Consider the following 12,654-nt stretch of genomic DNA (forward strand, 5'->3'; position numbering starts at 1 on the left):
TAGAATTCATTGTAAATAAACGGATTTGTATTTGTATCATGAAACCCATATAACCATAGTAATGCAAATAAAATTGCAAGATAATAAACGGTTTTTACCATCCATTGTGTAAATGAACGATTCCATAACTCCTTTAACTTTTTCATAACGTAGCCCCTTTGTAAAAATATATTTTAAAGCTATAATCATTTATTAAATGTATGGACATATTAGTTTATAAACGATTGTCATGCCAAAAATTTAAAGACATATGCTCACTTTCGCTATACGTTTTAAATATATATCCCTTCTCTTTTAACTGCTTAATAATTTCTGGTAAAGCCTTCACAGATTGGGGATGTATATCATGCATTAATATAATTTCTTTATCTTTATTTGCCTGTGATACAACATTTTCAACTATTTTAGGGACAGACTGTTCTAATGGAACTTTGTTATACTTCCAATCTAAAGAATCAATTGTCCAATCCCAAATTTTCAGCCCAGCTTCAGCAACTTGATTGCGTAAATCCTGAGTTAATCCTGGTTTAGATCCATATGGTGGTCTACAAAGTATTGGATTCTCATGTATAATACGTTGAAGAATTTGTTGAACTTGTTTCATTTCAGATAAAAAATTTCCTTTAGTGTATATTTTTTTATAATCATGAGTCATACTATGCAGACCCACATAGTGTCCATATTGTTTTTCACTTTTTATCAAACTTGGAAATTGTTCCGCATGTGGGCCAATTACAAAAAATGTCGCTTTTATATTCTCTTGCTTTAAAATGTTTAATACTTCTTGCGTATACTTACTTGGCCCATCATCAAAAGTTAAATATATAACTTTTTTGTCTTGTGCCTTTTCTTCAACTTTCTTTTTATCATTCTCCTGTTTAATTTCTTTTTGGGATTCTTTTTCTTTTCTTAATTGAGCTATATCATGTTTATTACTGGATTCATTTTTTGCTCTTACTCCAGAATTTAAAAAATAGAAAAATAAAAATACACCAATAAAGAGTAATGCTAGAACCATTATGCTTTTTTTAACCATCCCAAATACCTCCATCCAACTCCACATAAAGACTAATATATCCTACACTATATGAAAATCGTAATTGTTATTATTTTCATTACAAAACCACAGATATACACTTAACTCTCTCCAACTATCACTTCCTTAAATATAGGAATACACATTACCTATCTATTAATTGATTATGAGAAAATTATATTTCAATGGACATAAACTTAAAAATGAACACAATTGATCACACTCATCACTTTTTATGATGGCTGTAATATACATTTTTCAATCCATATTACAATTACTAACTTTAGATAGCGCTTTATTTAATTTTCAACAAACCATACGACTAATTTGATTGAAAAAATCTATTGTAATTTTACACATTCTAAAATTAGAAACGTAGAATAATAAGACTTCAAATATAACAATTATACAAATGACAGAAATCATATTTTTCAACTTCATTTATTTGAATAAGTGAAGTCCCTATTTAGGAATTGGATGCGCAATTTCATAGAAAAACTTAACTCAATATACAAATTTTAAAATTTTTGATTTTCTTAAAATACCTAATTCAAAATTAAAGAATCTTATTTCTTATATAATATGTAAGCAGTTCTTAATTAAATGTGAAACCATAAAATTGTCAATTTTATGGACAACTTTAACATTGTTGAAATGAATCTCATTTAATTATGATAGTTTCATAATTAAATTACCCTCTCCTATGTATAATGCCCAAAATACGTTTGCGCTTACAGGGCCTTGTCATAAAGTTCACTTTATGGGGTCAGAATACCTTCACACTTTTATACTAATCTAAAACTAAACTGCACAGGAGGTCGAGAAATTTATTGGTATTAACAAATTTAGTTAATACACCAATGGATATAACGCATTATGCTAATTCAACGTCAATATCACATTCTACAACACTTAGTAAATGAAGATAGATGGTTTTCTATGATTGAACTTGCTCGAAAGCTCAACTGTTCTATTAAAACAGTTCAAAGAGATATAGTATACTTACAAAAAAATTTACCAGAGAAATGGTTTATCAAATACAATAAAAAAAAAGGTGTACGATTATTCAAACCTTTTAATTCATCTATTGATAACATAAATTATCTGTATCTTCGGCACACTTTGCTCTTTAAAACATTAGAAATATTAATGAGTACTGACATAGGATCTAATTCATTGCTCGCGGAAAAATTATATATTCAAATCAAGAAGGTAAAAAAAATTTTAAAAGACGTAGAATTACATCTAAACAAATATCAATTATCTTTAAAAAGACGTCCTCTACGAATAGCAGGAAATAATATAAAAATTCTTCTCATGTATCACGAGCTATATCTAAAAGCATATAGTGATGAAGAATGGCCCTTTGAAGATATTAACCGTGAACTTTGCGTAGAGTTTTTAGCCGAAATGGAAAAATTGAGGGGAATTAAATTTTATAAAGAAATAAAAAAAGAAATTTCATTTTTTATTGCCCTATATTTAAAGAGAAAATATAGAGGATATTCAGTAGTAATAAAGCATTTGCAAATAAAAAAAATAGAAAAATTAAATGAGTATACGCAACTAAAAAATTTGATAGAAAACATTTTTAAAAAATACAATTTTCAACTATCAACAGCAGACATCGCTATTATACTTACAATAATTAATCGCTCAGAATATACTTATAAAAGACAAAATTATATCAAGTCAATTCATTCTATTACAAAACCTTTGTGTCCATTTGTCAAAAAATTCATTCAGAATTTAGAAAAAAATCTGGAAGTCGAATTGTTAAATGATATAAAATTTATACAAGCCTTAAGTAAAACACTCACCTATTCTGTTAATGCAAATAATAATTTATTTAGCGATTATACTAAAAATCATTCTTTTGTAACTCACATAAAAAAAACTCATTCTTCTATTTTTCACACAATTAGCAAACAATTAACAGATTTAAAAGTTACATATGATAAACTTAATATCCCTATTAACATTTCAATACATAATACTATTTTATTAACTATGTATATAGCAACAAAAAAAATGGAACTTAAAAGGAAAAATCCACAAGTAATTTTATATACCAAAGAAGGAGAGTATTGGAAACTCTATTTACAAGCCTTTTTTTCACTTGCATTAAAAAAGGCTATTGATTTCTTGGATATAAAACTTGAGAATTTAACGAAAACACATTCGGAATATTCTAACATTTCTTGCCTGATAACAGATACATCTATTGAATGTAAACATATTCCTGTTATCTTAATTTCTTCGATCCCTACTCAGCGTAATTTAGAAGAAATAAAACAGTTCTTATAACACCTTTTTCTCACTACGTAACTACTTAAATCACTTTTTATACATAAATAGATTTTCCAAATAAAAAAACTACCCAGTTCTAAACATTGAACTAGGTAGTTTTTTTATTTAAATTTCTAAATTATTCTTTTTTACTTTACAAGAGTTACCTAAATTATTTGAAGTTGTAGTTATCTAATAAATGCGTTATAATCCGCTTGTACATATAGAAACCTTATCCTTCTTTTAAATATTATAAAATAGATTTAAGTACAAAAAATATTTTATTAATTCGGATTATCCTTTAAAAGGGCACAAACTCATAATGGATATAAATGGATAACAGGCTATTTATCCGTCTAAAAAACTGCATTTAAAACGAATAATAATACCATTAAATGAATTATTATAAATTATAATATATAAATATTGGGTTTCATTTTCAATGACAATGTCTATCAAACAAGTTGCAGAAAAATTAGATATAGCTATACACACTATTCGTTATTATGACAAAATGGGATTATTTCCATTTATAGAACGTGATAATAATGGATATCGTTGTTTTACCGAGGATGATTTATTTTGGATCGAATTAATTACATGTATGAGGTCTGTAGGGATGCCTATTAAAACATTACAGCACATTGTGGAACTTCACATGCAAGAATCTGAAACACTTCCAAAAAGAAAGGAAATTTTCCTTGATCAAAAAAAGAAATTATTAGCAGATAAAGAAAGAACAGTTCAAGCAATTCATAAAGTAGATGAAAAAATGATTAAATTAGATTCCTTAAATTAAAAATACATATAAATACTCATAAATCAATTTTATTTCTCTACAGATTTTTCCTCTCAATTAAAATATAGCTCCCAGCAAAGGGGGCTATATTTTTCACTTGCTACTATCTAAGTTTGTAAAAGTATTAACACAAATATCAAATAACTAGAACATTAGTCATAAAATTTTACCCTATGTAGAATACATGTTGTATTACTCGAAGGTATTATAACATCTAAATAACCTTACATATTAATTCCGATTCCAAATATAATTTACTTCTTATTATCATAAGCAAATAACAATATAATAACTATACGTCCTACGGATTGGAAGGAAATAATAACTTTATTATGTATTAAGAGTCATACACTTAACAAAATTACTGAAAGACAAACTATAAGAATCATTAACTTCTTCCATACAAAATAATTCATTATTTTGCGCGAATCTTCTCCTATTTTAAATTCCATTTTCTCAAAGGAACTCTCCAATTGTAAACACATTTATCTCTTAGCATCCAAACAGACCTGCTTGAATCTAAAAATTCATTTGCACAAAAGCTTTAATTTATAACCTTCCTTTTAACTTATACAGTTAGAATATAAACCAATCCCACCATTAATAAAATTTTTTACTGAAGAAACAATAATCTTAAAATTTAATATACATAAAAATCATTAAAATTGATTGAACTAATCATTTTTTGTGATTTTTATTCATCCTCAAATTTTTATATAATACTCCTACAAATTAGAAACTACTACATTTGTTCTTATAACATAATTCAGGAGGTGATAATGATGCCACAACAAATTTACAATGAATGTATTGATTTGCATATTAGAAGAAAAGAAGAAATCTTAGAAATCTTATCTCAAGAAGATAGATGGTATCATTTAACAGAATTAAAAAACACTCTAAATTGGTCCAATAATACCTTAAGAAAAGATATACACATTTTACAAGATTATTTACCTAATAGTTGGGAAATTCAAACTAAACGAGGCTATGGTATTCGATTAAAAAAACCAACAAATTCTTCAATTGAAGATATAATATACAACATTAGAAATCAATCAAGCTTCTATAAAATATTTTGCCACATACTACATTATAAGAACGTTACACTTACATCATTAGCAAGTGAATTTAATTATTCTTACTATACAATTAAATATACATTGAATAAAATTGAAACATTTGTAAAACGGTATAATTTACACTTAACAAAACGGCCTCTACAAATCCGAGGTGAAGAATGGTTAATTCGAAAGTGTATTGTTGATTTATATGTAAATATATATGGACAAAATTGGCCATTCTATTATTATGAAAAAGATCGAATTCATTACTTTATTGAAATGTTTGAAAAAACATGGAATATTACTTTTTTTCAAAATGATAAACATATGTTAGCTTGTATCTTAGCAATAACCGTATCTAGAATCAAAACTAATAATCCTATACATATTGATTCTAGAGATTACGCTATGTTAAGAGGTACTTCATATTATAAAACTTGCAAAAAAATTTTATCTCCTCTGAAAAAGGAAACAAATATTTTATTTTCTACTGATGAAATATTATATTTCACTATACATTTAATAGGGGCAAAATATTGGGGGGAGAATCACAGTATTTCTAAAAATATTACACCAAATCAAACCCAAAAAGAAGCTATTTATTTAGATACAAAAATAAGCCATTTTTTGTCTAATCTAGAAAAGAACTTGCAAATTCCAATATTGAAAAATGCAGAATTAATTAACCATATTACAAGGTGTATACAAAGGGTATTCTACTTAAGTAACATACACTCATTTAACAAATTTGCATTTTCTTTACAAAATAATTTATATGAAACAAATACTTACTATATAAAAAATAATTTTCCTAATACCTTTTCAAAAGTACAAAAACAATATAAGTCATTATTTTCACAATATAGTTTTAATATTCCAGAAGAGGAAGTTGCGATCATTAGTTTATTAATAGAATCCGTGAGAGGGTATACGGAACAACGACCACTCAAATTATTATTGTATGTTTCTACTGATTCAGGAATACTGTTTTACTTAAAATCTTGGTTAAAAAAATACTTTCCCTTTCAATTTGAAATCATAATATTTACAAAATCCCTCTCATGTCTAAAGGAATTTTTAAATACCAATCAAATTGCATTAATTATTACAAATACCAATCTTCCTATACAAAAATCAATACCAGTTATAAAAATTTTTAATCTACCTACCCAGCGTGATTATAGATGTATAACAAACTTTATTGAAAATAACACTTTAAGTAGTACATAATGCTACGCTAAAAAGGTTGTATTTCTTACCACTAAAAATACAACCTTTTTAATAACATGTTAATTCCCAATACCAAAAAATAAGAATACTATTCTTTTTAATCTTGTATAAGTTTATATAGTTAGTTATTCATAAAATACCCTTATTAGAATTCAAAATAGATACTTTCTTGAAAAACTACTCTTAACAAAATATGTAACTAATCATATTTATATAAAAAAACAAACTCTTTTCAAAAAGAGTTTGTCTTAAAAGTAGTGCAACCTTAACAATGGTTATATAATCTAGATAGTTAAGGTTATGGTTTTATTATGTTCTTATAAGGGAATAAGCTAAAATCAACTTACCAATACATTCATAAATCAACTTGATTAAAATTATCTTTTTTTCACTTTGAGGTACCTTTAGTTTCTAAAATGGTAATAGTAATCTATTTATTAACCACTATACTCCTTAGATATGTTAGAAAATTGTTAAATACACTACTTTTAATTTTATTTCTTGTCAACCAAGTATAAAACAGTAAATTTGTCTTAAAAACCGACAAATCTTACGTTGTTTTAATATTTCATCGCAAGCGACACCTCTCTACAAAAAGCCTTATGTTTTAAATTTCATACTCTATCTCATCGCTACTTAACTAACTATAATACTATAATTGAACTACCCACGACTTAGTAAGGCCCCTACGATCTTACTTGAGGTGGAAGTAGTTCAATTATAAAGCAATAATGGTAACTAAATAGTTCAAATCTAGTCCTCTTCCCAGTATAATTGTTGGGTCTTGTAATAAATATTATCCCAGTTTTCTTTCATCACTTTCATATCTGCGCTAATAAAGTTCATATTAATATCAGAAGTATCTTTTATATTTTGAATGAGGATTTTCAGCTTAGCTTCTAAAATTGTCCAATTTGTACTCATTACTTCTAAATGGCTCAGTAATCCCTCTGCTCCCCCATTAACTCCATTAATATAATTAATACTATCTACAATACAATTTAATAAAAGGTTCTCTCCTATAACAGGATAACCTTGTTTTTCCTCTTCCACATCTATTATAACTTGTAATGACTTGCGATCATTTTGAAGCTGCCTAGAAATAGCACTAACATCATTTCTAAATGATTTAGCAACTGTTAGAAATTCCGTAACTCCTTGTTTTTGCATATCAATATCAGATTGAATAGTTTCTAACACTTTAAGAACTTTTTCTTTATTTTTATTCTGAACTTGTTGTTGCATGTCATTATACTTTTGTTGGAAAGTGGCATTGTAAGAAAGAACTTGCTTTCTCTTATTTTTCATATGGGGCGCTATTTCAATATACCACCTTTTTCCTAATTCCCCCATTTCATCTACGTGTTTAGTAACTGATGTTAAGGTACTTGTAGAAATAAGTCTATGTTCTAGGTGTTTATATTGTACTAATGTAGTATAAAATCCAGAACTCAAATCTAGCAATCTACCAACCTCTAAATTTAACATAGCACCTGGACTTTTTATTTGCGCTAACACAGACATTGGTGCAAAAAACAAAAGAATTATGCCACTACATAAACAACAACGTACGATGAAATTTTTATAAGATAACATACACATCACCGCTTTCCTATTCGAATAATTATCCCCCTGTACAATCTCTCGCGCACAAGGGGAAGAACAACTTTTATTACAAAATATTATTTTTGAATTGTAATTTTTGAATATAATGTATCTGCATACGTTTTAATATTTACCCAACTATCTTTTGCTGTTTTCAAATCTTCCTTAATAAATGCAAGAGAACTTGGTGAAATTCCATCAATATTATCTATTAATGACTTATATTTTGACCCCATCGTTGTCCACTGATCTTTTAATGCTTCTGCTGAATCAATTGCCACATTAATTGTATCTGCAAATGTTTTAGTTTGACCACTCGCAACTTTCAAAGCTGCTACCTGTAAATCAGTATCTTTTAATTGCATTGTCAATTTTGCAATTTGAGCATTTGCTTCTTTTAATTTATTATTTCCTGTGACGATGAGAGTCACTCCTCCACCAATAGCTCCTGCCGCAACTGTACCTGTAATAGCTGCAAATGGTAATCCTACCCCACTTACAGCTAATACTACTGTAAGTACTCCAAATCCTGTTCCCATAAGCGTTAAAACACCACCAGAGGCAATCATTGCAATTGATGCACTAACTTGTGAGTTATAGGCATCAATTTGTTGTTTTAGAGATGGCAATATAGCATTTTTCCCTTCTAAATTTGTGACTATTTGATTTGTCTTACTTTGAAATTCATTCGTGTCTGTAATTAACTTATTACGAAAGTCCTTCAAATTTTCTACTAATTGCTCTACTTTCCTTTTATTCTCTTGTACACTATTATATAAACGCTCAACCCCTTGCTTTGTAGTTTCTTTATCTTTTGCATCAACAGCATCCACAATAGTTTGATAGTAATTATCAAATTTTACTCCATAATTAACAATACCTTGGTTCACATTAATTAATTCCGGCTTTAAAACATCTACCCATTGTGTTGCATTACCCTGTGCTACTTTTTGAATATTTATAACGGCGTCTACTAGATCTTTATCTTTCTGTTCTTTAAATAGAGTTTTATCTAGTTTAATTTGAGGGGACTTTAATAAAGTTAGGGCATAAGCATCTAACACTATTACATGTGAACCTGTATCTTCCAATGCTTTTTTTAGTCCCTCTGGTCCCAAATATTTGTCTGGTAGATTCGGTTGTTTTTCAGTTTTCACGGTTGCTTCTTTTGTTTCAGCTGCAAACACGTAGGATGGCATAATACTTGCCGTAGATAAAGTAGCAACCAATGCAGCACATGTCATTAACTTAACAGGTATTTTTTTCATAAATATCCTCCCTTTTAATAGCTAAATAATGTTAATAATGATTTCGAAAGATTCTCTATTTATAAGAAATATCCGTAATTACTTTCTCTTGTTGCTTAGCTTGAAGAGCCAAACCATCTACCTTCTTTTTAATCTGCACTAAATTATTTTGTAAAACAGAACTATCCGGATTAATTTTATTCACATTCTGTTGTAGTACGTTGAAATTATTTTTCAGTTCATACCAATTGTCATCAAATCCCTCTAAACTTTCCTTACCTTTTGTTACAGTATCTTTAAATGTGTTTACTTGCCCTACTAAAAGTGTTAAAGCCGCTGCATCCGCTTTGGCATTCTCTAATTTCTGCGTAGTTTCTTGCAGTTCTTTTCGCTTTTCTTCTAATTTTTTAGCTGCAAATCCGACTGTAACACCACCACCTATAAGTCCACCTGTTCCACCAACTATTCCACCCAATGCAGGCGCTATACTACCTAGCGTCGGTACAACAACTGCAGCACCAACACCACCTGTCGCTACAGTTGCTGTGAATAAAACAATAGTTCCAAAAACAATAGCTCCAATTCCAGCTACCATACCAATAGTTCCACCTACAATTACTCCAATTTGAGATGTGATATCACTATTTAACGTTTCAATTTGCTTTACTAATTGTTCTACTTCCCCGTTTTTATTTGCCAAAGATGTTTTTGCTGTTGCAGCTAAACTTATAAAATTTTCTGCATCAACATTAAAGTTTTGTTGAAACTTCTGTAAACCAGATGACATTTTTTGAATTTCATTTTGATCATTATTTAAGCACTCTTGTAATTTTGTAATACCAATAATAAATTCTTGCTTAGCTTGGTTATCTGTTACTATTTTGGAAGATAATTCGATCAACTTATTATAATAATTTTGGAATTTTTGCTGGAATGAAATTAATTGCTGGTTTGCAGCAATAAAACTAGGTTGAACTGTATCCAACCAATAACGGGCATGTTGCTTCGCTTTTTCTTGATACACCCCCAAGTTTGGCATAGTCTCAATTGCTACTGTAGGTTGTTTTAATAAAGTTAATGCATATGTCTTTAATAAAACACTCTGTGTTCCTAAATTTTGTAGTGTCGATGAAACCACGACATTACTTGTATTTATGCCTTGGTTATCCACTTGTTTTTTATCAGCTGCGCTTGCTGGTAATGGTAATACTTGACTAGTCAAAATAGCTGTAATAATACACCCTGTAACTATTGGTAATTTTTTCATTAATACCTCCCCTTCCAATTCTCTGATAATTAAATTGTTACTAAGTAAGAAAAAATAATAATGGACCTCTACTTTACCCAAAAATTCCCCTCGTTAAAATGCTTTAAGGTATACTATCAAAAGGAAAATTTACATTAATAAATGTACAATAAATAACGCATTTCAATTATCAATTTAATAACTTGACAAATCCTTTTTTTGAATTTTCACACCATTAAGATATCAGAACCAGCTATTTGCAATCTGCTTTAAACTATCGCCCTATAAAAGTAAAAAATCATTAAAAAAAGAGGTAAAGCTTATAATCTCAAACTCCTTTTTATAAAACATTTCAATTTATAGGAGTAAAAAGTAAAGGGAATGAATAAAATAAACAAGAATATAAATTGTACATAGTGTACATAATGTACACTATGTACAATTTCAAGTTTTAAGTTTATACTGGAGGTGAAAGGGGAGATGATTATGCAAGCTGTTCTTAACGCTACCGATGTTCGTAAAAATTGGAGCGAATTTATTGATGGTGTAGTTCAACAAAACAAGCCACAATTTGTTTCTAGAAACAATAAAGAACCATTTTTAAGTCTCAATATTCATCAGGCCAAAATGGTCTTTTCTACTTACACTTTCACTTTGAAATATGTACTTGAAGATGATGATTCAATCACAGCAGAATTAAAAGATTTTGATTTATTCGTTAACTCAGAATCAAAAGAAGCAGCTATTCGTGATTTAGCTATTGAATTAATTGAATATGCACAAGATTACTCTGATAACATCCAACTATACTACAATGCCCCAAACCGTCGTGAACACTTTCCGTTTATTATGAACGTTTTATTACAAGATGATTTAGACGGAGTCATAAGCTTAATTCATGCCGACATTTAAAGAACTAAAACGGTTTTGTGAAAAAGATGGATGGGAATGCTATAAAGACACCGATCACTATTTCTATAGAAAGATTATGCCAGACGGAACAATTAAACGTACAAAAGTTAGTAAAGGTACTGGGGAGATTAAACATCATTTATGGAGAAAAATTTTAAAGCAACAAATACAAGTTTCTTTAGAATATTTCAATGATCATATTTAAAAGAAGTGTTGGAAACCTTTTTAAAATTTCCGACACTCTTTTATGTTTTGGAATTTTATTGGATGAGAATAATTAAAAATAACCCTTTACCTAATTAAAATAATTAAGTAAAGGGTTATTTTTTTATTTTAACAAGTTGCTCTGGGATGGACCTACTTTTGGACAAAATCCATTTATTGGAATCTTTCATAGCACATTTTTTCAAAATCAACTGCACATTATAAATGTATCTATTGTCTCTTTCCATGCTACTTACACCCATCTATTCGGGTAATAAAATTTACAATTTAATCTATAATGCAACAAGAATTTAAGTGAGCCATAACTCCCGCTCTTTAAATAAAAAATTTAATCCCAAAAAACATTGTTAAATACACTTTTTAAAACCAATCAAAAAATCCCCTCTATATTTGAAGTGAACCCCGAAAACAGGACACCTATCAAAACATCTAAACCACTTGTTCCCTAATTTCTTTAGGAGATAGGTGGTTTAATTTTTCTTGAATTCGCACACAATTGTAGTAATGAATGTATTCTAGCACAATCTTTCGCACAGTTGAGTGAAATACTTTTGTTATCTCTTGTAAATAGAAAGCTTCACTTTTCAAATGACCAAAGAAGCTTCCCATGACAGCATTATCATGGGAATTTTCTCTCCGGGACATGCTGGTGATTATGCCGTTTTCTTTAGCATACACTTGAAATTACTTCGCTGTATAAATACTTCCTTGATCTGAGTGAAGAAGGGCATCTTTTAATTTTGGACCTCTCATTGCCTGTTTTAATGTCTTCATTGCTAATGGTAGTGCTTGAGACTCGCTGATGACATAACTCATAATTTCACGATTAAAGGCAAAGTAATACCACTGACCGTTATCTTTCAACCCTTCAGTCATTAGTTCACTTTTTTATATAAGTAAGCTATATCAATAGCATCTATTTATAAATTTAAAATACTTTTTGTCCACATTCCGGACAAATTTCATGTTGTTGAAATAGATTCTTTTAACTAAACTAATTA

The 12,654-nt window shown here is 28.7% G+C and carries 10 protein-coding genes and 1 pseudogene; 5 read left to right on the forward strand and 6 right to left on the reverse strand.

Translation table 11 applies throughout. From position 1 onward, the window contains the following. Together CN409_RS27200 and CN409_RS27205 are read right to left on the reverse strand one after the other, a co-directional pair. Positions 1-146 (reverse strand): teichoic acid D-Ala incorporation-associated protein DltX (locus CN409_RS27200; RefSeq protein WP_086420016.1); only part of this gene is annotated, 146 nt, incomplete at its 3' end. Between the two features lie 68 nt (positions 147-214). Then, positions 215-1,036 carry a polysaccharide deacetylase family protein gene (locus CN409_RS27205; protein WP_080339986.1) on the reverse strand — a complete coding sequence of 274 codons (822 nt, stop codon included), beginning with the start codon at positions 1,034-1,036 and terminating at the stop codon, positions 215-217. Between the two features lie 876 nt (positions 1,037-1,912). On the opposite strand from CN409_RS27205, the gene CN409_RS27210 reads away from it, so the two are divergent. The 3 genes from CN409_RS27210 (at position 1,913) to CN409_RS27220 (ending at position 6,418) form a co-directional block, all read left to right on the forward strand. After that, the gene (locus tag CN409_RS27210) at positions 1,913-3,343 is read left to right on the forward strand and encodes an AcpB/EbpR/MafR family transcriptional regulator (protein WP_044307614.1); all 1,431 of its coding nucleotides are present in this window, start codon (positions 1,913-1,915) and stop codon (positions 3,341-3,343) included. A gap of 424 nt (positions 3,344-3,767) precedes the next feature. Then, positions 3,768-4,124, forward strand: coding sequence for a MerR family transcriptional regulator (locus CN409_RS27215; RefSeq protein ID WP_080339987.1), 357 nt, complete (start codon positions 3,768-3,770; stop codon positions 4,122-4,124). Positions 4,125-4,906: 782 nt separating this feature from the next. After that, a complete protein-coding gene (locus CN409_RS27220; RefSeq protein ID WP_044307615.1) occupies positions 4,907-6,418 on the forward strand; it encodes a BglG family transcription antiterminator in 1,512 nt (503 codons plus the stop codon). A gap of 753 nt (positions 6,419-7,171) precedes the next feature. On the opposite strand, the gene CN409_RS27225 is transcribed toward CN409_RS27220, so the two are convergent. From CN409_RS27225 to CN409_RS27235, 3 genes are all read right to left on the reverse strand, one after another. Next, positions 7,172-8,014 carry an HBL/NHE enterotoxin family protein gene (locus CN409_RS27225; protein WP_240518671.1) on the reverse strand — a complete coding sequence of 281 codons (843 nt, stop codon included), beginning with the start codon at positions 8,012-8,014 and terminating at the stop codon, positions 7,172-7,174. An 86-nt stretch (positions 8,015-8,100) separates the two neighbouring features. Next, entirely contained in the window at positions 8,101-9,291 is a 1,191-nt protein-coding gene (locus CN409_RS27230; RefSeq protein ID WP_097981421.1) for an HBL/NHE enterotoxin family protein, read from the reverse strand. 55 nt (positions 9,292-9,346) lie between these two features. Further along, positions 9,347-10,537 carry an HBL/NHE enterotoxin family protein gene (locus CN409_RS27235; protein ID WP_097981422.1) on the reverse strand — a complete coding sequence of 397 codons (1,191 nt, stop codon included), beginning with the start codon at positions 10,535-10,537 and terminating at the stop codon, positions 9,347-9,349. A 465-nt stretch (positions 10,538-11,002) separates the two neighbouring features. Between CN409_RS27235 and CN409_RS27240 the strand changes: the two genes are divergently transcribed. After that, complete coding sequence (locus tag CN409_RS27240; RefSeq protein WP_199717299.1) at positions 11,003-11,428, forward strand: hypothetical protein; 426 nt, start codon at positions 11,003-11,005, stop codon at positions 11,426-11,428. Further along, complete coding sequence (locus tag CN409_RS27245; protein ID WP_044307620.1) at positions 11,415-11,633, forward strand: type II toxin-antitoxin system HicA family toxin; 219 nt, start codon at positions 11,415-11,417, stop codon at positions 11,631-11,633. The genes CN409_RS27240 and CN409_RS27245 overlap by 14 nt, the downstream gene beginning before the upstream one ends. 449 nt (positions 11,634-12,082) lie before the next feature. On the opposite strand, the pseudogene CN409_RS27250 reads toward CN409_RS27245, so the two are convergent. After that, positions 12,083-12,487 (reverse strand): annotated as a pseudogene (locus tag CN409_RS27250) (transposase); the annotation flags it as partial. Positions 12,488-12,654: the final 167 nt, after the last annotated feature.

Source organism: Bacillus sp. AFS012607 (genome assembly GCF_002558005.1).
Lineage (GTDB): Bacteria > Bacillota > Bacilli > Bacillales > Bacillaceae_G > Bacillus_A > Bacillus_A thuringiensis_S.